At 72.9% G+C, this 22,568-nt stretch carries 18 protein-coding genes, 1 pseudogene and 1 riboswitch; of the genes and pseudogenes, 10 read left to right on the forward strand and 9 right to left on the reverse strand.

Annotation, left to right across the window (positions count from 1 at the left end):
• Positions 1–9 precede the first annotated feature (9 nt).
• Both CR165_RS03350 and ggpS read left to right on the forward strand, forming a co-directional pair.
• Entirely contained in the window at positions 10–747 is a 738-nt protein-coding gene (locus tag CR165_RS03350) for an HAD-IIB family hydrolase (protein ID WP_109515557.1), read from the forward strand.
• On the forward strand, positions 744–2,258 hold the full coding sequence (ggpS, locus tag CR165_RS03355) for a glucosylglycerol-phosphate synthase (RefSeq protein WP_109515558.1): 1,515 nt from the start codon (positions 744–746) through the stop codon (positions 2,256–2,258). Before CR165_RS03350 ends, ggpS begins: the two co-directional genes overlap by 4 nt.
• Here the strand turns inward: ggpS and CR165_RS03360 are convergent.
• The 8 genes from CR165_RS03360 to proV all read right to left on the reverse strand — a co-directional run bounded on the left by CR165_RS03360 (position 2,255) and on the right by proV (position 11,443).
• Entirely contained in the window at positions 2,255–3,754 is a 1,500-nt protein-coding gene (locus CR165_RS03360; protein ID WP_219929673.1) for a cobyric acid synthase, read from the reverse strand. The two genes, ggpS and CR165_RS03360, sit on opposite strands and share 4 nt — an antisense overlap.
• Before the next feature lie 68 nt (positions 3,755–3,822).
• Entirely contained in the window at positions 3,823–4,428 is a 606-nt protein-coding gene (gene cobO / locus CR165_RS03365; protein WP_109515559.1) for a cob(I)yrinic acid a,c-diamide adenosyltransferase, read from the reverse strand.
• Positions 4,425–4,934, reverse strand: coding sequence for a bifunctional adenosylcobinamide kinase/adenosylcobinamide-phosphate guanylyltransferase (gene cobU / locus CR165_RS03370; RefSeq protein WP_109515560.1), 510 nt, complete (start codon positions 4,932–4,934; stop codon positions 4,425–4,427). Before cobU ends, cobO begins: the two co-directional genes overlap by 4 nt.
• A 54-nt stretch (positions 4,935–4,988) precedes the next feature.
• Complete coding sequence (locus CR165_RS03375; RefSeq protein ID WP_109515561.1) at positions 4,989–6,953, reverse strand: glycosyltransferase; 1,965 nt, start codon at positions 6,951–6,953, stop codon at positions 4,989–4,991.
• Between the two features lie 10 nt (positions 6,954–6,963).
• Complete coding sequence (locus CR165_RS03380) at positions 6,964–8,196, reverse strand: HlyD family secretion protein (RefSeq protein ID WP_109515562.1); 1,233 nt, start codon at positions 8,194–8,196, stop codon at positions 6,964–6,966.
• A 147-nt stretch (positions 8,197–8,343) separates the two neighbouring features.
• The gene (locus CR165_RS03385; RefSeq protein WP_109515563.1) at positions 8,344–9,225 is read right to left on the reverse strand and encodes a glycine betaine ABC transporter substrate-binding protein; all 882 of its coding nucleotides are present in this window, start codon (positions 9,223–9,225) and stop codon (positions 8,344–8,346) included.
• A gap of 101 nt (positions 9,226–9,326) precedes the next feature.
• Positions 9,327–10,193 (reverse strand): ABC transporter permease, encoded by an 867-nt coding sequence (locus CR165_RS03390; RefSeq protein WP_109515564.1) that lies wholly within the window; start codon positions 10,191–10,193, stop codon positions 9,327–9,329.
• 11 nt (positions 10,194–10,204) lie between these two features.
• Positions 10,205–11,443, reverse strand: a complete 1,239-nt coding sequence (proV, locus tag CR165_RS03395; RefSeq protein WP_109515565.1) for a glycine betaine/L-proline ABC transporter ATP-binding protein ProV — start codon at positions 11,441–11,443, stop codon at positions 10,205–10,207.
• 465 nt (positions 11,444–11,908) lie between these two features.
• A riboswitch (cobalamin riboswitch) is annotated at positions 11,909–12,117 on the forward strand.
• 149 nt (positions 12,118–12,266) lie between these two features.
• Here proV and CR165_RS03400 point away from each other — a divergent pair.
• The 7 genes from CR165_RS03400 (at position 12,267) to cobJ (ending at position 20,601) form a co-directional block, all read left to right on the forward strand.
• Positions 12,267–12,674, forward strand: a complete 408-nt coding sequence (locus tag CR165_RS03400; protein ID WP_109515566.1) for a DUF1636 family protein — start codon at positions 12,267–12,269, stop codon at positions 12,672–12,674.
• Positions 12,671–13,702 carry a cobalamin biosynthesis protein CobW gene (cobW, locus tag CR165_RS03405; RefSeq protein WP_109515567.1) on the forward strand — a complete coding sequence of 344 codons (1,032 nt, stop codon included), beginning with the start codon at positions 12,671–12,673 and terminating at the stop codon, positions 13,700–13,702. Before CR165_RS03400 ends, cobW begins: the two co-directional genes overlap by 4 nt.
• Positions 13,703–13,809: 107 nt before the next feature.
• Positions 13,810–17,133, forward strand: a complete 3,324-nt coding sequence (gene cobN, locus CR165_RS03410; RefSeq protein ID WP_109515568.1) for a cobaltochelatase subunit CobN — start codon at positions 13,810–13,812, stop codon at positions 17,131–17,133.
• Positions 17,126–18,334, forward strand: coding sequence for a precorrin-3B synthase (gene cobG, locus CR165_RS03415; protein ID WP_109515569.1), 1,209 nt, complete (start codon positions 17,126–17,128; stop codon positions 18,332–18,334). The genes cobN and cobG overlap by 8 nt, the downstream gene beginning before the upstream one ends.
• A complete protein-coding gene (locus tag CR165_RS03420) occupies positions 18,331–18,960 on the forward strand; it encodes a precorrin-8X methylmutase (RefSeq protein WP_109515570.1) in 630 nt (209 codons plus the stop codon). The genes cobG and CR165_RS03420 overlap by 4 nt, the downstream gene beginning before the upstream one ends.
• Positions 18,957–19,706: a precorrin-2 C(20)-methyltransferase gene (locus tag CR165_RS03425; RefSeq protein WP_109515571.1), complete on the forward strand. Its 750-nt coding sequence runs from the start codon at positions 18,957–18,959 to the stop codon at positions 19,704–19,706. Before CR165_RS03420 ends, CR165_RS03425 begins: the two co-directional genes overlap by 4 nt.
• Before the next feature lie 136 nt (positions 19,707–19,842).
• On the forward strand, positions 19,843–20,601 hold the full coding sequence (cobJ, locus tag CR165_RS03430; protein WP_109515572.1) for a precorrin-3B C(17)-methyltransferase: 759 nt from the start codon (positions 19,843–19,845) through the stop codon (positions 20,599–20,601).
• On the opposite strand, the gene CR165_RS03435 is transcribed toward cobJ, so the two are convergent.
• Positions 20,571–21,326: a cobalt-precorrin-6A reductase gene (locus CR165_RS03435; RefSeq protein WP_109515573.1), complete on the reverse strand. Its 756-nt coding sequence runs from the start codon at positions 21,324–21,326 to the stop codon at positions 20,571–20,573. The genes cobJ and CR165_RS03435 overlap by 31 nt on opposite strands.
• 11 nt (positions 21,327–21,337) lie before the next feature.
• Here CR165_RS03435 and cbiE point away from each other — a divergent pair.
• Positions 21,338–22,555 (forward strand): annotated as a pseudogene (gene cbiE / locus CR165_RS03440) (precorrin-6y C5,15-methyltransferase (decarboxylating) subunit CbiE); the annotation flags it as partial.
• Positions 22,556–22,568: the final 13 nt, after the last annotated feature.

The following is a 22,568-nucleotide window of genomic DNA, read 5'->3' on the forward strand; positions in this document are numbered from 1 at the left end:
GCCCCGCGCATGAGCCATCTCGGCCTGGTGCTCGCCACCGACCTCGACGGCACCTTCCTCGGCGGCTCCGAATCGCAGCGCCGCGCCCTCTATGAGGAGCTGACGGCGCGCGACGACGTGCTGCTGGTCTTCGTCACCGGGCGCGACATCGGCTTCATCCGCGACCTGGTGGCGCAGCCCGGCATGCCGCGGCCGCACTACATCATCGGCGATGTCGGCACCTCGGTGTTCGACGGCGCCACCTTCGCGCCGATCCCGACGCTGGAGGCCGAGATCGTGGCGCGCTGGGACGATGCCGGCGACCGCGTGCGCGCGATGCTGGAAGGCGAGCCCGGGCTGCGCCCGCAGCCCACCGCCTTCCGCCACCGCGTCAGCTACTACTACGACCCGGCCACGCTGCGGCCCGGGACGGTGCGCAAGGTGGAGGAGGCGGGCTTCGACTGCATCCTCTCCGCCGACACCTTTTTCGACGTGCTGCCGCGCGGCATCGCCAAGGGGCCGACGCTGCTGCGGCTGGTGCAGGCGCTCGGCCTGCCGGCGCAGCGCGTGCTGACGGCGGGCGACACGATGAACGACCTCTCGCTGTTCCAGACGGGGCTGAAGGGCGTCGCCGTCGGCAATTCCGAGCCGCGCCTGGTCGAGGCGCTGCGCGGGGTGGAGGGCATCTTCCGGTCTTCCGCGCCGGGCGCGGCGGGCATCGCCGAGGCCATCCGCCATTTCAACCTGCTGCCGGAGGCCGTGGCATGAGCACGAAGAAGTCTTCCCTCGTCATCGTCTACCACCGGCAGCCCTATGAGGAGGCGGTGGAGGACGGCAAGGTGGTGTTCCGCCCCAACCGCAGCCCGAACGGCATCGTGCCGACGCTGAAATCCTTCTTTCAGCGCACCGAGCCGGGTGCGGGCGCCTGGGTCGCCTGGAAGCACGCGCAGCCGGGCGAGGCGTTCGAGCGCGTCGTGCACATCGACGACGTCAATGGCGGCTACACCGTCTCGCGCCTGCCGCTGACGCCGGAGGAGGTGGAGAGCTTCTACCACGTCACCTCCAAGGAGGCGCTGTGGCCGGTGCTGCACTCCTTCCCCTGGCTGTTCAGCTACGACAACGTGGACTGGGACACCTTCCGCTCGGTGAACCGCAAGTTCGCCGAGGCCGCCGCCGCGCAGGCGGAGGATGACGCCGTCATCTGGATCCACGACTACAATCTCTGGCTGGTGCCGGCCTATCTGCGGCAGCTGAAGCCGAAGGCGAAGATCGCCTTCTTCCACCACACGCCCTTCCCGGCGGCGGATGTGTTCAACATCCTGCCCTGGCGCCAGGAGATTCTGGAGAGCCTGCTGGCCTGCGACCTGGTGGGCTTCCACATCCCGCGCTACGCCCGCAACTTCGCCGAGCTGGCGCGCGCCCTGGGCGGCGCCGAGATCGCCGAGACCGTGCCGGTGGACGCTGGCTTCGGCGCCATGGGCCAGGCGCTGTCGGAGCCGGACATGCCGGTGAAGCTGCGCGTCGGCGGCCGCACCGTGGCGCTGGACAGCGCCCCCGTGGGCACCGACGCGGCGCTGATCCGCAGCGTGGTGGAGAAGCCCGCCAGCCGCGCCATCCAGCGCGAGATCCGCGAGGGGCTGGGTGACCGCCGCCTGATCATGGCCGTCGGCCGCACCGACTACACCAAGGGCATGATCGAGGCGATGGAAGGCTTCGAGCGGCTGCTGGAGCGGCGGCCGGAGCTGATCGGGCAGGTGAAGCTGGTCGTCACCTCGGTGCGCGCCGCCGCCTCGATGAAGGTGTATGACGACACCCAGCGCAACATCGAGGCGACGGTGGGCCGCATCAACGGCCGCTTCTCCAAGCTGGACTGGACGCCGGTGGTGCTGTTCAGCAACTCGACGCCCTTCGAGACGCTGCTCTCCTACTACCACGCCGCCGATATCTGCCTGACCACGCCGCTGCGCGACGGGCTGAACCTGGTGGCGAAAGAATACGTGGCGGCCAAGGCCGGCACGCCCGGCGCGCTGGTGCTCTCCGAGTTCGCCGGCTGCGCGGTGGAGCTGCCGGATGCGCTGCTGACCAACCCCTACTCCAAGCGCAACCTCGACCGCGCGCTGGACGAGGCGCTGGACATGCCGGCAGCCGAGGCCGCCGAGCGGATGCGCCGCATGGAAGCCGCCGTGCAGCGCTGCGACATCGCCTGCTGGGCGGACCATGTCTTCGCCGAGTTCGGCAAGATCGGCTTCGGCACCACCGAGAACCGCGCCGCCGCCTAAAACTCGCAGAAAGAAGAAGGGGGTTCGGGGGAATTCATTCCCCCGACCTTCAGCAGCCCTTCGATATCGACGTGCCGTTCCAGATGCGCCGCCAGCGCATCGAGCGCCCTTTCGATCCCCGCCTCATGATCCCGCGGCGCCGCGACGGCGCCGATCCGTGCCAGCCACGCCGCGCGCTGCGCATCGGCCGCGAAGAGCCCGTGCACATAGGTGCCGGCCACGCGCCCATCGGCCGAGACGGCGCCCTCCACCCGCCCCGGGCCATCCAGCGCCAGCAGCGGCCGCGCCGTGTCCGCGCCCGTGCTGCGGCCGATATGCATCTCGTAGCCCTCGAAGGGCAGGCCATCGGCGAGCGTCGTGCCGTGGACGCGCTCCAGCCGCTTGTCCCCCGCCAGCACCGTCTCCACCGCCAGCAGGCCGAGGCCGGGCACGTGGCCGGGCGGGCCTTCCACGCCGCCCGGGTCGTCGAGCCGGGTGCCCAGCATCTGGTAGCCGCCGCACAGCCCCAGCACATGCCCGCCGCGCCGGTGATGCGCGCGTATGTCCACATCCCACCCCTCGGCGCGCAGCGCGGCGAGATCGGCGATGGTGGCCTTGGAGCCGGGCAGGATGACGAGGTCCACGTCCCCCGGCAGCGGCATGCCAGGGCGCAGCAGGATGAGGTCCACCGAGGGCTCGGCGGCGAGCGGGTCGAGGTCGTCGAAATTGGCGATGCGCGGCAGCACCGGCACGGCGATGCGGCAGCGCGCGCCAGGGCGGCGCGGCAGGTGGTCCATCAGGTCCTGCGCGTCCTCGGCCGGCAGGTGGCGCGCGGCGTCGAGGAACGGCACCAGGCCGAGCGGCGCCCAGCCGGTGCGGGCCGCGATCTGCGCCATGCCCTCGTCGAACAGCGAGAGGTCGCCGCGCATGCGGTTGACGATGAAGCCGCGGATCAGCGCGCGGTCCTCCGGCTCCAGCACCGTGTGGGTGCCGACCAGGGCGGCGATGACGCCGCCGCGGTCGATATCGCCCACCAGCACCACGGGCGTGCCCGTCGCGCGGGCGAAGCCCATATTGGCGATGTCGCCCCGGCGCAGGTTGACCTCGGAGGCGCTGCCGGCGCCCTCCACCAGCACGATGTCGGCCTCGCCGCGCAGGCGGGCGAAGCTGTCCAGCACGAAGGGCAGCAAGGCGGGCTTCATCGCCTGGTAGTCGCGCGCGCGGGCGGTGGCATGCACGCGGCCCTGCACCACCACCTGCGCGCCGATCTCGCTCTGCGGCTTCAGCAGCACGGGGTTCATGTGCACGCTGGGCGGCACGAAGGCGGCGCGCGCCTGCAAGGCCTGGGCGCGGCCGATCTCGCCGCCCTCGGCCGTCACCGCCGCGTTGTTGGACATGTTCTGCGGCTTGAAGGGGCGCACGCGCAGGCCGCGCCGCGCCAGCGCCCGCGCGAGGCCGGCCACCAGGAGGGACTTGCCGACGGAGGAGCCGGTGCCCTGGAACATCAGCGCCTTCATAAAAGAAACTCCAAAAGAATCCGGGGGAATGAATTCCCCCGGACCCCCTTCTTCTTTCTGTCAGTTTTTCAGAACTCGATGCCTTCCTGGGCTTTCACCCCGGCGGCGAAATGATGCTTCACCGGCTTCATCTCGGTCACCATGTCGGCGGCCTCCAGCAGGGCCTGCGGCGCGTTGCGGCCGGTGACCACCACATGCAGCCCGTGCGGGCGGGCGGCGAGGCCGGCCAGCACCTCGTCCAGCGGCAGGTAGTCGTAGCGCAGCGCGATGCACAGCTCGTCCAGCACCAGCAGGCCCAGCTCCGCCTCGGCCGTCATGCGCTTCGCCTGATCCCAGGCGCGGCGGCAGGCGGCGATGTCGCGCGCGCGGTCCTGCGTCTCCCAGGTGAAGCCCTCGCCCATGCTGTGCCATTCCAGCATGGCGTAGGCTTCCAGCAGGCCACGCTCGCCGGTGCTCCAGGCACCCTTGATGAACTGCACCACGCCGACGCGACGGCCGCGCCCCAGCATCCGCATCGCCAGCCCGAAGGCGGCGGTGGACTTTCCCTTGCCGGCGCCGGTGTGGACCATCAGCAGGCCCTTCTCCACCGTCTTGCCGGCCACCTCGGCATCCTGCACGGCCTTGCGCTTCGCCATCTTCTCGCGGTGGCGGGCGGCGTCCTCGTCTTCGGTCATGGCTCCCCCTTCAGCACCAGCGGCAGGCCGGCGGCGATGAAATGCACCGAGGCGGCGCGCGCCGCCAGATCCTGATTCAGCCGCCCCGCCGCATCGCGAAAGCGGCGGGCCAGGGCGTTCTCCGGCACGATGCCGAGCCCCACCTCATTGGCCACCAGCACGGTGGGCGCGGCGCGGGCGTCCAGCGCCGCCTGCAGCGCGACCGTGGCGGCGGGGATGTCGTGCCCGCCCAGCATCAGGTTGGTCAGCCACAGCGTCAGGCAATCGACCAGCGCGGGGCGGGAGCCGGCGGCGGCGAGGGCGGCGGGCAGATCGAGCGGCGCATCCAGCGTCTCCCAGCGCGCATCGCGCCGCGCCCGGTGCTCGGCAATGCGGGCGCGCATCTCGTCATCCCACGCCTCGGCCGTGGCGAGATAGGCCCAGGGGGCGGGGTGGCGGGCGGTCAGCGCCTCCGCGTGGCGGGACTTGCCGGAGCGGGCACCGCCCAGGACGAGGATAAAGCTCATGCGGCGGAAACTGGGCCAATCCGGCGCGCCGCACCAGCGGGGAAGCGTGCCCCCTCAGCCGAAGGCGCGGCGCGCCAGGATGCGCAGCAGCTGCCAGGGGCTGAGCCGCGTGACGGAGCGGACATAGACGCCCGAGAAGATCTTGCGCACCAGCGCCGCCTGGGTGGCGGGCGAGAGGACGAAGGCGACATGGCCATGCCCCTGGCTGACGCGCCGCACCTCCCCCTCCACTGGGCCGGCCCCGGCCAGCTCCACCACCACCTGCGCGCCGCGCGAGAGGCCGCAGCCCGGCGGCAGGGCCAGGCGGCAGCCGATGGCCGAGATGTCCGTCACCCGCACGGGCCAGCGCGCGCCCTCCACCACCAGGGTGGCGGCCTCGTCGGCGCCGAAGCGCTCCTCCCGCCGGAAGCGCGGGCGTTCGACGCACATCAGCGCCGCCACGAGCAGGGTGGCGATGTTGTAGAGGCTCCAGAACAGGTTCATCGCCTCCACCTGCGGCGGCGTGCCGCTGATGGGGCCGGCCAGCACGCGCATCAGGATGCCGCCCAGGGTCAGCCCCGCCGGCACCAGGAACCAGGCCATCAGCGACCACTGCACCACCACCCGGTCGCGCATCGCGCCCTTGGCGGTCACCTTGAACTTCTGGTTGCGGGAGCCGAACAGCCCCACCGCGCTGGCGCGCAGCGATTCGCGCGCCACCAGCAGCGCCATCGCCTCCGCCATCAGCGGCACGTTGGTGCCGCGGCTGACCCAGCCCAGGAACAGCACGCAGCATACCCAGTAGGGGCCGAGATGCTCCAGGATGGAGGGCAGATCCGTCTCCATCACCACCAGCCCCACCCACCAGTAGAGGATGGGCACCAGCAGGCTGAGCACGCGGATCAGCGCGCCGACGGTCCAGAACAGCACGGTGTCGAGCGTGTGCAGCCGCATCAGCCAGGGCACCGGCCCGCGCGAGAGCGGCCCCCAGGGCGTGCGGACGATCTGCATGGTGCCGAGGCACCAGCGGCCGCGCTGCGTCAGGTATTCCTGCAGACCCTCCGGCGCCAGCCCCGCCGTCAGCGGCTCGTTCAGGTAGGCGGTGCGCAGGCCCATGCCGGTCATCTTGAGGGAGAGCAGCAGGTCCTCCGTCACGCTCTCGGTCGGGAAGCCGCCGATGGCGCGCAGCGCGGAGGCGCGCACCAGCGCCGAGGTGCCGCAGGAGAAGGCGGTGCCGTGCGCGTCCTTCGAGGCCAGGATGACGTCGAAGAAGAAGCGCTGCTCGTCGGGGATGAGGCTGGCGGCGCCGAGGTTGAGCTGCACCGGGTCGGGGTTGAAGAAATATTGCGGCGTCTGCACCACCGCCACCTTCGGGTCGTGCAGCAGGGCGGCGGCGCGGCGCAGGAAGAGGGGCGTCGCCACGAAATCGGCGTCCAGCACGGCCACGGCGTCGGGCGGCTCCGGCAGGGCCAGCAGGTGCTCCAGCGCGGCGTTCATGTTGCCGGCCTTGCCGTGGCTGTTGTCGCCGCGCGTGCGGTAGTGGGCGCCGAGGCCCTCGGCCATCTCGGCCAGCCAGGGGCGCCGGCCATCGTCCAGCACCCAGACGCGGAAGCGCGGATAGTCCTGCGCCATGGCGCCGATGATGGTGCGGTAGAGGATCTCGCGCTGCTCGTTGTAGGTCGGGATCAGCACGTCGATCAGCGGCGGGCCGCCGGGGAAGCCCTCCACCGGGTGGGCGCTCGCCTCCGCGCTGCGGTCGCGCGTGCGGGAGAGGACGTGCAGCAGCAGCAGCCCGGCCAGGGAGCTGAGCGCCTCCACCGTGAAGAAGCCCCAGGCGGCCAGGCTCTGCCACTCCGGCGCCAGGGGCGGCAGCGTGCCGGTCAGGCGCCAGTGCAGGTAGCGGAGCAGCAGCGCGGCGGTCAGCCCCGCACCCACCATCCGCGCCACCTTGTTGTCGGGCCGCAGGCCGGGCAGCACCAGGATGCCGAGGCCCAGCACCAGCAGCAGCGGCACGAAGGATTGCGCGAGGTCCGGGCCCATGGCGGCGCCCTCAGCCGAAGCGCACGCTGCCGATCCGGCCCACCTCGCAACCCCGGCTCAACCGGTCGGACGCGACCTGGACCACGGCGAGGAAGGTCTCGCGCCCCTCGGGGCCGGCGAGCATGGGCGGCAGCAGCTGCACCACCCGCCCCTCATGCTCCTCGCGCTCGCCGGCCATCACGAAGCGGGCGCGCATGCCGAGGCGCAGGGCGCGGAAGCCGCGCTCATCCATCTCCGCCCGCACCAGGGGGCGGGTGCAATCGACGAAGCCGGCGATCTCCTGTCCCTGCCGGACATACTCGCCGGGCTGCGCCGCGAGGCTGACCAGCCGCGCCTCGGCGGGCACCATCAGCGTGGCCTCGCGCAGCCGGGTGATGCGCGCCGCCTCGTGCTCCAGCCGCCCGCGCATCGCGGCGAGGCGGGCATGGCGCTCGGCCAGGCTGGCCTCCAGCTCCAGCTCCGCCAGCTGCAGCCGGTCCTGGCTCTGCTGGGAGGCGGAGCGGTCGGTCCCGGCCTCGGCCGCGAAGATGCCGCCCTCGGCCCCCGCCTGCTCCGCCAGCAGGGCGGCGCGGCGCTGGGCGGCGGCACGGTGCTCGCCGCTCGCCACATCCCGCTCGCGCCGCAGGGCGTCCAGCGCGGCGGCGGCGATGTAGCCGCCCCGGCGCAGCGCCTCGCCGCGGGCCAGCCCCGCCTCGGCCGCGCGCAGCCGCGCCGCAGCGGCGGAAAGCTGCGCCTCGGCCTCGGCCCGGCGCGCCGCGATCTGCTCCAGCCGGGTCTGGCGGAAGGCGCCGGCCGCCTCGCCCGCCGCGCCGGCCCGCGCCGCGGTGCCACGCAGGCGGCGCTCGATGGCGGCGATCTCCGCCTCCAGCACCCGCACCCCCGCCCCGAGCTCCGTCAGCCGGCCATCGTCGATCCGCTCGTTCTGGATCTGGCCGAAGCGCGCCCCCCGCTCCAGCAGGCTGCCCGGCAACCGCGGCTCGGCCTGCAGGATACCCTCGACGGGCGCGCGCAGGGCGAAGGGCGCGGCGCTGAGCACGGCCCGGGTGCTGGAGAAGGTGAAGAAGCGGTCCCACAGGAAGAGCAGGGCAGTGCCCAGGATCAGCGCGCCGAGGCCTATCCGCAGAAGGCGCCCGACATTCCAGGAGGTGGCCGCGCGCGATCCGCTCTGGGCCGGAGCGGCCCCGGAACCCGTGAAGGCCGCGCCCTGCGCCTCACCCTCCTGGAAGCTGACACTGTGAGACATAGCAGATCACTTCGTTGTGACCATCGCCTTGTCTCACGGGTACGTGATGGAGTAAAGAAATACTGAATAAACACAGGCTTGGCGTTTTCTCGGCATTTCTGGCGCCGGGAGCAGGCCGGCCGGGCGATACCCCGGCCGGCCTTGCCGTCAGGCTGCCTCCAGCCAGTCGTCCACGCGCTCGGCATTGGTCTCGATGTAGGAGGCCACCGCCTGGTCGTAGGACTTCTCCTGCGCCACCAGCATGGCGCTCTCCAGCTCGTCGAGCGGCATGTTGAGGCGGGAGAGGAAGCCGGCCACCTTCGGGTTGGCCTCGCGCAGGCCCTGGCGGCCCAGCGCCAGCACCTCCTCGGCGGCGCCCAGCGCGCCCTTCGGGTCGGCCAGGTAGCGCAGGTCGTACTTGCCGAACATCCAGTGCGGGCTCCAGGCGGTGGCCACCACCCAGCGCTCGCTGCGCATGGCGCGGTCCACGACGCTGAGCATGGCCGCCTCGCTGGCCTCCTGCAGGGTGTAGTCCTTCAGCCCATAGGTGCCGACGGCCTCCTTGGAGAGGCGGGTCAGGCCGGCGCCGGGCTCGATGCCCTGGATGCGGCCGCGGAACTTCTCCTGCACCCCCGGCTTGGCCAGGTCGGCGATCGAGGCGACCTCCGCCTCCGGCACGTAGGACGGCACCACCCAGCCCAGCTTGGCGCCGCTGTAGAGCGTGCCGAGGCGCTCGACCTTGCCTTCCACGCGCTTCCAGTAGTCGGCATGGGTCTGCGGCAGCCAGCACATCAGCATGGCGTCCACGTCGCCGCGGGTCAGGCCCTGGTAGAGCGGCGCCACGTCGGTCTGGATCAGCTCGACCTTGGTCTCCAGCCGGTCCTCGATCAGCTTGGCGGCGAGGCGGGTGATGAACTCGGCATCGGCCCAGGGGGCGAAGCCGAGCTTGATGCTGCCGGCCGGCTGCGCCCGCAGCAAGCCCGGAGACGCCAGGGGAGCGGCGAGGAGGCCGGCGGAGAGGCCGAGGAAGGTGCGCTTGTTGAGAAGCATGCGTGTCTCCTGTTGTTGGGGCGTGGCCGCAGGCCCGCCCGGGAACTTGCAGAAGGAAAAGAAGGGGGCCCGGGGGAATTCCTTCCCCCGGCTACGGCTTGTCACCCGCGCCCCGCGAAAAGCTGGCGGAACCGGAAGCCGTGCCCGGCCTGCCCGAAGCTCTGCGTGATCCGGTCGAGCAGCACGGCCAGCACCACGACGGCGAGCCCGCCCTCGAAGCCGGTGCCGACATCGAGCCGCTGGATGCCGGTGAGCACGGTGTTGCCGAGCCCCCCCGCGCCGATCATCGAGGCGATGACCACCATGGAGAGGGAGAGCATGATGGTCTGGTTGATGCCGGCCATGATCGAGGGCAGGGCGTTCGGGATCTGCACCTTCAGCAGCAGCTGCGTGGGCGTGCAGCCGAAGGCGAGCCCGGCCTCGATGAACTCGGCATGCACCTGGCGGATGCCGAGGTTGGTGAGCCGCACCACCGGCGGCATGGCGAAGATGACGGTGGCGATGGTGCCCGGCACGGCACCGAGGCCGAAGAACATGGCGGCCGGGATCAGGTAGACGAAGGCCGGCATGGTCTGCATCAGGTCGAGCGCCGGGCGCGCCACCATCTGCACCGCATTGCTGCGCGCCATGGCGATGCCGAGCGGCACGCCGAGCGCGATGGCGATGAGCGTGGCGGCGAGGACGAGGGAGAGCGTCTCCATCATCCGCTCCCACAGCCCCATGCCGCCGATCAGCAGCAGGGCCGCGATGGCGAAGAGGGCGAACTTCCAGCCCACCCGCCACAGCGCCAGCAGCGCGATGGCGATGACGGCCACCGGCAGCGGCAGGCCGGTCAACCCGTCGCGGATGCCGTCGGTGACGAAGCCGATGCCGGTGGCGATGCCGTCCAGCGCCGGCGTGAAATGGTCGAGCACGTAGTTGACGACGGCATCGGCGCCGTCACCGATGCCCAGGTCGAGATCCTGCATGGGTACGGTCCTCAGTTGCCGGAGCGGTCGAGCGACATCAGCAGGGCGGACTTGCTGATCGAGCCGACATAGCGGCGCTCGGCATCCACCACCGGCACGGGGTGCGGGCTCTGCGCCACGCGGCCCATCACGTCGGAGAGGGTGTCGGCGGCGTCGATCGGCTGCACATCGGCCAGGAAGGCGCGGTGGTAGGGGTCCGCCTCGCCGCTGCGCGCGGCGCGGGAGAGAGATTCGGCGCTGACCATGCCGTGGTACTTCTTGTCCCGCCCGACGACGATGGCGAAGTCCCGGTCGTGCCGGCGCATCCGCTCCAGCGCGGCGGGGATGGCCATGCCGCGGCGCTCGATCAGCGTCACCTGCGTCTCGCGGGCAATGTCGCCGGCGCGGAACACCTGGCTGACATCGACGTTGCGGAAGAAGGAGCGGACATAGTCGTTGGCCGGCTTCGTCACGATCTCGTCCGGCGTGCCGACCTGCACCACCACGCCGTGCTGCATGATGGCGATGCGGTCGCCGATGCGCATGGCCTCGTCGAGGTCGTGGCTGACGAAGATGATGGTGCGGCTCTGCTCGGATTGCAGGCGCAGCAGCTCGTCCTGCATCTCGGTGCGGATCAGCGGGTCGAGGGCGGAGAAGGCCTCGTCCATCAGCAGCACGGTGGGCTCGCTCGCCAGGGCTCGGGCGAGGCCGACGCGCTGCTTCATGCCGCCAGAGAGCTGGTCCGGCCGGCTCTGCGCATAGGCGTCGAGGCCCACGCCGCGCAGCGCGGCCATCGCCTTGGCATGGCGCTCGGCCTCGGCCACGCCGGCCACTTCCAGGCCGAAGGCGGCGTTGTCCAGCACGGTGCGGTTGGGCAGCAGGGCGAAGGACTGGAACACCATGCTCATGTCGCGCCGGCGCAGCTCGATCAGCTCGCGCTTCGACATGCGGGTGATGTCCTGGCCCTCGACCAGGATCGCGCCGGCGGAGGGCTCGATCAGCCGGTTGATCAGCCGCAGCAGGGTGGACTTGCCGGAGCCCGAGAGGCCCATGATGACGAAGATCTCGCCGGCATGGATGTCGAAGCTGGCATCGTTGACGCCGACCGTGCAGCCGGTCTCGGCGTGGATCTCATCCTTCGTGCGGCCCTCGCGGACCATCCGGATGGCGTCGTCCGGCTGGTCGCCGAACACCTTGAAGACGTTGCGAAGCGCGATCTTCACCGGCGGCGGGGCGTCGTCGCCCGGCCGGGTGGGGGTTTCTGGTTCCATGCGTCCTCGTGGTCTGCCGTCCGCCGGGCGGTCGGCATCACCTCCATGGGGTGGGTCGGAAGGCGGGGCCTGAACGGACCGGCAGCCCGAACAGGCCGAAAGGGGTCCAAGGCCATCCGGCCCGCCCCAAAAAAGACACATTGCTGTGCCGCCGCCTCATAGGTTGCAGAGGCTTTAGACGAGCCGGCTGAAATTGTCCAGCCCAAAGGCAAAATCATCCTGCCCGCGGCCTTCCCCTGGAACAATCAAGAGACCGGGAGCCACGAGAATATGCCGGCAGGAGGCACGGATATTTCATGAAAAAATAAAACAACGTGCTTTCTATTGCTCCCTTCGATGCGAGCCCGGACTCATATTGTATTCACCGCGCCCACCCGTATGGTTCAAAGAACCGAAAACATTCCGGCAAGTAGCCTGCAAGCTGCGGCGGGAGCGAGAGAGGGTTTGACTCCCGGCCCCGCCGCCGCCTACCAACCCGGCGATGGTCCTTCCGTCCGCGGAAGGTGAAAAGGGAATGCGGTGACGGGCGGCAGCGCCCCAGGCCGCGGCTGCCCCCGCAACTGTAGGCGGAGAGCGGATCGCCACCATGCCACTGGCGCCACGCGGCGCCGGGAAGGCCGGCGCTCCGTGCCTGATCCGCGAGCCAGGAGACCTGCCATCGCCATCGGATCGTGCCACCGGGCGGGGTGCCCCGGCGGGCGGCGATGTGCCCGGGCATCCACCCCCGGGCGCCTCGACCCGGCGCCGGAGACGGCACGGGCGGTCGGCACCTCATGCGCGCCAGGCACCCCCGGGTGCCACCTGTTCAGGGCTGAGGTCACGGATGCCGGATACCCCCCTTCCCGCCAAGCCGGTGCTGCTGGTCTGCACCACCTGCCGCGCCGGGCGCACGCTGGAGGAAGGCGAGACGCCCCCCGGCCGCCACATGCTCGCGGCGCTGGAACAGGCGCTGGCCGCCCACCCGGCGCCGCCGGTGGAACTGCGGCCCGTCACCTGCCTCTCCGTCTGCCAGCAGGGCTGCGCCGCCGCGATGACGCAGCCGGGCAAGTGGAGCTACCTGCTCGGCCGCCTCTCCCCCGCCCTGGCCGAAGACCTGCTGGCCTATGGCGAGACCTATGCGGCGCACGCCACCGGCGCCGTGCTGCCCTCCCGCCGCCCGGATTCGCTGCGCAGCGTGGTGCTGGGCCGCCTCCCCTCTCTGACCGAGATCCCGAAGGAGAACGCCGCATGAGCGCGCTAGAAAAAGTGCCCGCCACCATCGTCACCGGCTTCCTCGGCGCGGGAAAGACCACGCTGCTGCGCCACCTGATGCAGCACGCCGATGGGCGCCGCATCGCCATCATCGTCAACGAGTTCGGCAGCCTCGGCGTCGATGGCGAGACGCTGAAGGATTGCGGCATCCCCGGCTGCGAGGCGGAGAACATCGTCGAGCTCGCCAATGGCTGCCTCTGCTGCACCGTGGCGGACGATTTCATCCCCACCATCGAGGCGCTGCTCGGCCGCGCCAACCCGCCCGAGCACATCCTGATCGAGACCTCCGGCCTCGCTTTGCCCAAGCCGCTGATCAAGGCGTTCAACTGGCCTGCCATCCGCTCCCGCGTCACGGTCGATGGCGTGGTGACGGTGGTGGACGGCCCCGCCGCCGCCGAGGGCCGCTTCGCCGACGACCCGGAGGCCGTCGCCGCCCAACGTGCCGCCGACCCCTCGCTCGACCACGACAACCCGCTCGCGGAAGTGTTCGAGGACCAGCTCGCGAGCGCCGACATCGTCGTGCTCAACAAGGCCGACCTGCTGGACGAGGCGGCGCTGGCGAAGCTGCGCGCCGAGATCGCGCCGCACCTGCCCCGCGCGGTGAAGATGGTGCCCGCCCGCGAGGGCGCGCTCCCGCCCGACATCCTGCTCGGCCTCAAAGCCGCCGCCGAGGACGACCTCGCCGCCCGCCCCTCGCACCACGACGCGGAGGATGGCGCGCATGAGCACGACGATTTCGAGAGTTTTGTTCTTGTCCTGCCGGAATACGACTCGGCCGACGAACTTCTGCACCGCCTTCCAGAGATTGCCGCGCAGCACGACATCCTGCGCATCAAGGGCTTCGTGCGGCTGAAGGGCAAGCCGATGCGCCTCGCCGTGCAGGGCGTCGGCCGCCGCTTCCGCCAGCATTTCGACCGGCCCTGGAAGGATGACCGCGACGGGCATCTCGTTGTCATCGGGCAGGCGGGGATGGATCAGGAGGCCATCGCCAAGGCCATCCTGAAGTAAGAATCTTCTTTTTCTGAAGAAAAAGAAGCAAAAAGACTTTTCGAGTTTGGCGCGCCGCCAACTGACAAAAGTTTTTTGGTTCTTTTTCCCAAAAAAGAACGGAACTGATGCACCTCCTGGTCCGCGAGACACGCAGCCTGGACGAGACGGAGCAGGCCGAGGATCTCGGCCACGCCCCGGCCGACCTCGTGCTGCTCTCCTTCAGCGACAGCGACCTCGGCGCCGCCGCCATGGGCTGGTCGATGCTGGCGGAGCCGCGGCCCTCGCTGCGGCTGGCCAATCTCGGGCGGCTGCGCCATCCGCTCTCGGTGGATCTCTACGCGGAGGAGACGCTGGCGCGTTCGCGGGCCGTCGTCATCCGCCTGCTGGGCGGGCTGGAATACTGGCGCTACGGCGCCGAAGAGGTGGCCGCCCTCTGCCGGCGCGAGGGCATCCCCCTCGCCCTCCTCCCCGGCTGCGGGCGGGACGACGCGAAGCTCGCCGCCCTCTCCACCATGCCACCCACCCTCCATGCGCGGCTGGATGCGCTGCTGCTGGCCGGCGGGCCGGAGAACCTCGCCGCCGCGCTGCGCCTCGCGGCCCACGCGGCGGGCCTCGGCGCGGATGACGGCGCCGCCCCGCTTCCCCTGCCGCCGGCCGGCGAGCACCCGCTCGGCCTGGAAGAGAACGACCCCCAGGCCGTCATCGTCTTCTACCGCTCGCACCTCGTCTCGGGCGACATCGCGCCGATGCTGGCGCTCGCCGCCGCCCTGCGGGCGCGCGGCCTGCGCGTGCGCGGCCTCTACGCCGCCAGCCTGAAGGAGCCCGCCTCCGCCGCGCTGGTGCGGCAGCGGCTGGCGGCATGGCGCCCCGCCGTGGTGCTGAACGCCACCGCCTTCTCCGCCCGGCAGGATGGCGCCTCGCCGCTGGAAGCCGCCGGCGCGCCCGTGCTGCAACTCATCCTCTCCGGCGCCGCGCGCGATCTCTGGGCCGCATCGTCGCGCGGCCTGTCGCAGAGCGACCTCGCCATGCAGGTGGTGCTGCCGGAGCTGGATGGCCGCCTGCTCACCGCCGCCATCGGCTTCAAGGCGGAGGCCCCGCCCCTGCCTGGCCTTGAGCAGTCCCGCACCCTGCTAGCGCCGGACGCGGCGGGCATCGCCCTCGCCGCCGAGCGCGCCCTGAGCTGGTCGCGCCTCGCCGCCACGCCACGCGTGGCGCGCCGCGTGGCGGTGCTGCTCTCGGACTATCCGGCGGTGGGCGGGCAGGCGGGGCACGCGGTGGGGCTTGATTCCTTCGCCAGCCTCGCCGCTTTGCTCGAGGACCTTTCCGCCTCCGGCTACACGCTGGGCGAGGAACGGCCCGATGCCGAAGCCCTGGCGCGGGCGCTCACGCGCGGCGAGGCCGCCCCGCTCGTCACCCTGGCCGAGTATCGCGCCGCCCTCGCAACACTGCCCGCCGAACTCGCGGAAAAGATTACCGCCGCCTGGGGCGACCCGGCGGCGGACCCCGCCTGCCGGGACGGCGCCTTCCATTTCCGCCATCTCCGCCTCGGCAACCTCCTGCTGGCGGTACAGCCGGACCGTGGCGGCGCGCTGGACCGTTCCGCCGCCTATCACGACCCGGACACGCCGCCGCGCCACGCCTATGCCGCCTTCTACCTCGCGCTGCGGGGCCGGGCGGAGGCGCTGGTGCACCTCGGCACGCACGGCACGCTGGAATGGCTGCCGGGCAAGGCCGTGGCGCTCTCCGAGGCTTGCGCCCCCGCCGCGCTGCTGGGCGGGCTTCCGGTGGTCTATCCCTTCATCGCCAACAATCCGGGCGAGGCCGCCGTGGCGCGCCGCCGCCTCGGCGCCGTGACGATCGGCCACCTGACGCCGCCGCTGAAATCCGCCACCCAGCACGGCGCCGCCGCCGAGCTCGAGCGGCTGATCGACGAATACGCCGCCGCCGACGGGCTGGACCGCCGCCGCACCGCCCTGCTCCGCCGCGCCATCCTGGAGCGCGCCGAGGCGGCCGGTCTGCTGGAGGAAGGCCACATCCCGCGCGACATCCCGGAGGAGGAGGCGCTCTCCCGCCTCGACGCTTGGCTGTGCGACGTGAAGGAACTGCAGATCCGTGACGGGCTGCACGTCTTCGGCCGCGCCCCCGCGCCGGAGCGCCGCGCCCTGCTGCTGGAGGCGCTCTCCCGCGCCACGCCGGGCTTCGATGCCGCGCGGCTCGATGCCTCCCCCCCCGCCGAGCGGCAGGCGCTGCTCGACGCGCTCGATGGCCGCTTCATCCCCCCCGGCCCCGCCGGCGCCCCCACCCGCGGCCGCGCCGACGTGCTGCCAACGGGGAGAAACCTCTACAGCATCGACCCGCGCGGCGTGCCCACCCGCTCCGCCCTAGCCCTGGCCGAGAAGGCCGCCGAGGAGCTGCTGCGCCGCCACCGCCAGGAACAGGGGGACTGGCCCCGCCACCTGATGCTGGACCTCTGGGGCAGCGCCACGCTGCGCACCGGCGGCGAGGACCTGGCGCTGGCCCTGCTGCTCCTCGGCGCCCGCCCGGTGTGGGATGAAAGCTCCGCCCGCGTTACCGGCATCGAGATCACGCCGCTGGCGGTGCTGGACCGGCCGCGCGTCGATGTCACGCTGCGCATCTCCGGCGTGTTCCGCGACGCCTTCCCGGCCCAGATCGCGCTGTTCGACGCGGCGGTGCGCGCCATCGCGGCGCGCGACGAGGCGCCGGAGTGGAACCCCCTCGCTGCCGCCGCGCGCGGGCTGGAAGGGGCGGCGCTGCGGCAGGCCACGGCGCGCATCTTCGGCGCCGCCCCCGGCCAGTACGGCACGGGGGTGGAGGAGGTGCTGGCCAAGGGCGCCTGGGAGCGACGCGAGGATCTCGGCCGCGCCTGGATCGCCGGCGCCGCCGCCGCCTATGGCGAGGGGCTGGACGGCACCGCCGCGCCCGAGGCCCTCCAGGCCCGCATCGCCCTCGCCGATGCCTTCCTGCACAGCCAGGACCATGCCGAGACGGACCTGCTGGACAGCCCGGAGGTGGCTTCCCATGCCGGGGGCTTCGCCGCCGCCGCCGCGCTGCTCGGCGCCACCCCCGCCCTCTACCACGCCGACACCTCCCGCCCCGGCGCCCCCCGCCTGCGCGGCCTGCCCGAGGAAGTGGCCCGCGTGCTGCGCGGCCGCGCCGCCAACCCGGAATGGATCGGCGGCATGATGCGCCACGGGCACCAGGGCGCCGCGCACATCGCCCGCGCCATCGAGGCGCTGCACGGCTTCGCCGCCACCCTGCCCCACCGCTTCGACCGGCAGTTCGACCTGCTGCACGCCGCCACGCTGGGCGACGAGGCCGTGACCGCCTTCATGGCCGAGCACAACCCGGAGGCGCTGGCGGCGCTGCGGGCGCGCTTCCACGAGGCGCGGGAGCGGGGGCTGTGGCATTCCCGGCGCAACGATGTCTGACCCCGCCCCGCCCTCCGTGAAGGGCTGGTGCCCGCACCTCTTCGCGCCGATGGAGACGGGGGACGGGCTGCTGCTGCGGGTCAAGCCCTTCGGCGGCCGGCTCTCGGCGGCGCAGGCGCGGCGGCTGGCCGCCCTCGCCCCCGGCGCGGTGGAGCTGACCAACCGCGGCAACCTGCAACTGCGCGGCGTCGCCCCTGTACAGGCCGATGCCCTCGCCCGCGCCGTGGTGGAAGCCGGCCTCGCCGACCCCGATGCGGGGCGGGAGGCGCGGCGCAACCTCATCGGCCCGCCGCTGATGGGGGACGATCCAGCCCTTTCCCCGGGCCTGGCCGAATGGCACGCGGCGCTCTCCGCCCTGCTCGCGGAGGCCGGGTCCCTCCCGGGAAAGTTCGGCGCGGCGCTGGATGGCGGCGGCGCGCTGCCGCTGGCCGGGTTGGCGGCCGATCTGCTGCTGCGCCTCGCGCCCACGGGCGAGGCGGCGCTGCACCTGCCCGGCGGCCTGCGCCTTGCCGGCGCCACCCCCGAGGCCCTGGCCCGGCTGGTGGAGAATTTCCGCGCCACCGGCGCAAGGCGGATGCGCGCGGCGCTGGCCGGGCACGGCGCCGCCGCGCTGCTGGCGGGCACCGGCCTCTCCCCCCTCCCCGCCGCGCCGGAGCCCCTGGCCCCGGAACCGGTGGGCTTCCGCCCCTATCCCGGCACCGGTCGCGGCGCCTTCGGCCTCGCCCCGGAATTCGGCGTGCTGGACGGGGCGGGCCTCGCCGCCCTGGCGGATCTGGCAGAAGAATTCGGCGACGGCGCGCTGCGCCTCACCCCCTGGCGCGCGCTGCTGCTGGCGGGCGTCCGCCGCCCTGCCGCGCTGGCGCGGGCCGCCGCCGGCTGGATCACGGACCCGGCCGATCCGCGCCGCCGCGTGGTGGCCTGCCCGGGCGCGGCGGGCTGTGCCAGCGGCCAGGCCGACACCCGCGCCGACGCCCGCGCCCTGCTGGCGCGCGGGGCGGTGCTGGCGAAGGGCTTGCTGCATCTCTCGGGCTGCGCCAAAGGCTGCGCGCATCCCGCGCCGGCGGCGGCGGTGCTGGTGGCGGCGCCCGATGGCTATGCCCTGCTGCGCCAGGCCCGCGCCGGGGATTCACCGCTCCGCACCGGGCTGACCCTTGCCGAAGCGGCGGCCGAACTGGAACGAGCCGGACTGGAACAGGAATGAGCGGCTACGACTACATCCGCGACGGCGCGGCGATCTACGAGAAATCCTTCGCCACCATCCGGGCGGAGGCGGACCTCGCTGGCTTCACCGCCGCCGAGGCGCGTGTCGCGGTGCGTGTCATCCATGCCTGCGGGCTGGTGGAGGTGGCGCGGCACATCCGCTTCGCCCCCGGCTTCACCGCCGCCGCCGAGGCCGCGCTGCGCGCCGGGGCGCCGGTGCTGTGCGACGCCAAGATGGTGGCGCAGGGCATCACCCGCCCGCGCCTGCCCGCCGCCAACGAGATCCTCTGCCTGCTGGACGACCCGCGCGTGCCGGAGCATGCCCGCGCCATCGGCAACACCCGCTCCGCCGCCGCGCTGGATTTCTGGGGGGAGAGGCTACGCGGCGCGGTGGTGGCCATCGGCAACGCGCCCACTGCGCTGTTCCACCTGCTGGAGCTGCTCGACGCGGGCGCGCCGCCGCCCGCCGCCATCATCGGCCTGCCGGTGGGCTTCGTCGGCGCCGCCGAGTCGAAGGCGGCGCTGGCGGCGTGGAACCGCGTGCCCTGGATGATCGTGGAAGGCCGGCAGGGCGGCAGCGCCATGGCGGTCGCCGCCGTCAACGCGCTGGCGACGGAGCGGGAATGACACCCCCTCCCTCGGACTCCCCAGTGGGCACGCTGCACATCCTGGGCGTCGGCCCTGGCGATCCGGAGCTGGTGACGCTGCGCGCCGCGCGCATCCTGGGGCAGGCGCCCGCCCATGCCTTCTTCGCCAAGCGCGGGCGGACGGGGCATGCGCGCAGCATCGCGGCGCCGCACCTGAACCCGGCGGCCGAGGAATTGCGCTTCGAATACCCCTACACCACCGAGCTGTCCGTCGAGGATTCCCGCTACGCCGAGGGCATGGCCGCCTTCTACGATTCGTGCGCCGCCACGCTGGCCGGCCGCCTCGCCGCCGGGCAGGACGTGGCGCTGCTCTGCGAGGGCGACCCCTTCCTCTACGGCTCGGCCATGTACCTGTTCGACCGTCTGCGGCCGCGCTTCCCGGTGGAGGTGACGCCAGGCATCACCGCCATGTCCGGCTGCTGGTCCCGCGCCCTGGCGCCGATGGTGCATGGCGACGACATCCTCTCGGTTCTCCCCGCCACCATGCCGGCGGAGGAACTGGCGGCGGCGCTCGGGCGGTGCGACGCGGCGGTGGTGATGAAGCTCGGCCGCAACCTGCCCAAGCTGCGCGCCGTGCTGGACGCGCTGGGCCTGACGGCGCGCGCCCTCTATGCCGAGCGCGGCACCATGCCGGGCGAGGTGATCCTGCCGCTCGCCGAGCGCGACGACAGCCCGGCGCCCTATTTCTCTCTGGTGCTGGTCCCAGGGCGGCAGGGGGCCCGATGACAAGAAAAGCCATGTTCTTTTTTGAAAAAAAGAACCAAAAAACTTCTGCCCGTTTGGCGTCCCGCTTCGACGGGGGACCGCGCGCAACTGACAAAAGTCTTTTTGCTTCTTTTTCTTCAGAAAAAGAAGGCGCTTCATGTCCTGGCTGAAGATCATCGGCCTCGGCCCCGGCGCGGATTCCCTCCGCACGCCCGAGGCCAGCGCGGCCCTGGCCGAGGCCACCGACATCATCGGCTACGGCCCCTATGTCGCCCGTGTGCCGCACGCCCCCGGCCAGCGCCGCCACGAGACGGACAACCGGCAGGAACTGGAGCGCGCCCGCCACGCCCTCGCTTTGGCGGCGGAGGGGGCGCGGGTGGCGGTGGTCTCCTCGGGCGATGCGGGGGTGTTCGCCATGGCCAGCGCCGTGTTCGAGGCGCTGGAGGGCGGCCCCGCGGCCTGGCGCGCGCTGGATGTCGCGGTACTGCCCGGCCTCTCGGCCATGTTCGCCGCCGCCGCCCGGCTCGGCGCGCCGTTGGGGCATGATTTCTGCGCCCTCTCCCTCTCCGACAACCTCAAGCCCTGGCCGCTGGTCGAGCAGCGGCTGCGGGCGGCGGCGGGGGCGGGCTTCGTCATCGCGCTCTACAACCCCATCTCGCGCGCGCGTCCCTGGCAGCTGGGCCGCGCCTTCGCGATGCTGCGGGAGATGCTGCCGGGAGACGTGCCCGTGGCCTTCGCCACCGCCGTCAGCCGGCCGGAGGAGGCCATCGCCATCCAGCCGCTCGCGGAAGCCGACCCGGCGCGGGCGGACATGCGGACCCTGGTGATGATCGGCACGGCGCAGAGCCGGCTGGTCCCGCGCGGCGCGGGGCAACGCCCCTGGCTCTACGCCCCCCGCTCGGCGCGCAGCCCGTGAAGCCAGGCCAGCGCCGCCTCCGCATCCGGCACGGCGCGCAGCCCCTCGGGCGCGGGGGGGCGGGCCAGCAGCAGCACCGGCAGCCCGGCCTCGCGCGCCGCCTGGAGCTTGGCCTCGGTGGCGCTGCCGCCCGAGTTCTTGCTCACCAGCACCCCGATGCGGTGGGCGCGCAGCAGGGCGCGCTCCCCCTCCAGCGTGAAGGGGCCGGTGGCGGCGAGCACGGTGGCGCGCGGCGGCAGGCTCTCCGGCGCGGGCGGATCGACGCTGCGGATCAGGTAGTCGTGCTGCGGGGCGGCGCGGAAGGGGGCCAGCTCCTTCTGCCCCACCGTCAGCCAGACGCGGCGCGGCGCCTCCCCCAGCGCGGCGGCGATGGCGGGCATGTCGGGGAATTCGCGCCAGTCGTCACCGGGCCCGGCGCTCCAGGCGGGGCGCTCCACCCGCAGCAGGGCCACGCCCGCCAGGGCGGCGGCCGCGGCGGCATGGCGCGTCATCTGCGCGGCGAAGGGGTGGGTGGCATCGACCAGCGCCGCGATGCCTTCGGCGCGCAGGTAGGCCACCAGCCCGGCCACGCCGCCGAAGCCGCCCACCCGCGCCGGCAGCGGCTGCGGCAGCGGCGCCCGCGTGGCGCCGGCGAGCGAGAGGGTGGCGCGGAAGCGCGCATCCCCGGCGAGCGCCCGCGCCAGCGCCCGTGCCTCGGTCGTCCCTCCCAGCAGCAGAACCCGCATCGCACCCCGTCATGAGCAGCACACCCTGGCTCTCCATCATCGGGCTGGGCGAGGATGGCGTCGAGGGCCTCTCCCCCGCCGCGCGCGCCCTGCTGGAGGGGGCGGAGGCGGTGTTCGGCGGCGCGCGGCACCTGGCGCTGGCGGCGGGGCATCTGAGCGGCTCGGCGCATCCCTGGCCGAGCCCGATGCTGGCCGGGCTGCCCGCCCTGCTGGCCCGGCGCGGCCGGCCCACCGCCGTGCTGGCCTCGGGCGACCCGTTCTGCTTCGGCATCGGCGCCACGCTGGCGCGGCATGTGGGGCCCGGGGAGTTCCTGTGCCTGCCGGCGCCCTCGGCCTTCGCCCTCGCCTGCGCGCGGCTGGGCTGGGCGATGCAGGATTGCGCCACGATCTCCTTCTGCGGCCGCCCGCTGGAGCGGCTGCTGCCGCTGCTGCAGCCGGGCGCGCGGCTGCTGGCCCTCTCGGCCGATGCCGCCACCCCCGCGCAGGTCGCCGCGCTGCTCTGCCGCCACGGCTTCGGGCCGACGCGGATGGTGGTGCTGGAGGCGCTGGGCGGCCCGCGCGAGCGCCGCCATGAGACCAAGGCGGAAGCCTTCGCCCATGCGCCGGACCCGCTGAACATGCTGGCGCTGGAGGTGGTGGCAGGCCCCGCCGCGCGGGTTCTGCCCTTGGCACCCGGCCTGCCGGAAGCGTTCTTCGAGCAGGAGGGGCAGATCACCAAGCGCGAGGTGCGCGCGGTGACGCTGGCCATGCTGGCGCCGCGCCAGGGGGAGCTGCTGTGGGACATCGGCTGCGGCAGCGGCTCGGTGGCCATCGAGTGGCTGCTGCGCCACCCGGCCAACCGCGCCATCGGGCTGGAGCCGCGCCCGGAGCGGGCGGCGGGCGCGGCGCGCAACGCGCTGGCGCTGGGCGTGCCCGGGCTGCGCCTGGTGCGCGCCGCCGCGCCGGAGGGCCTGGCCGGCCTGCCCGCGCCGGATGCTGTGTTCGTGGGCGGCGGCGGCGGGCAGCCCGGCGTGCTGGAGGCGGCCTGGCAGGCGCTGCGCCCCGGCGGCCGGCTGGTGGCGAATGCCGTGACCATCGAGACCGAGGCCGTGCTCTACGCCGCCCATGCCCGCTGGGGCGGCGCGCTGACGCGCCTCGGCGTGGAGCGCCTGGACCGGGTGGGCACGATGCACGGCTTCCGCCCGGCGATGACGGTGACGCAATACGTGGCGGAGAAGCCATGGGCCGAGGCCGGCGCGGCCG

This window comes from Teichococcus aestuarii (genome assembly GCF_003116135.1).
Classification (GTDB): domain Bacteria; phylum Pseudomonadota; class Alphaproteobacteria; order Acetobacterales; family Acetobacteraceae; genus Pseudoroseomonas; species Pseudoroseomonas aestuarii.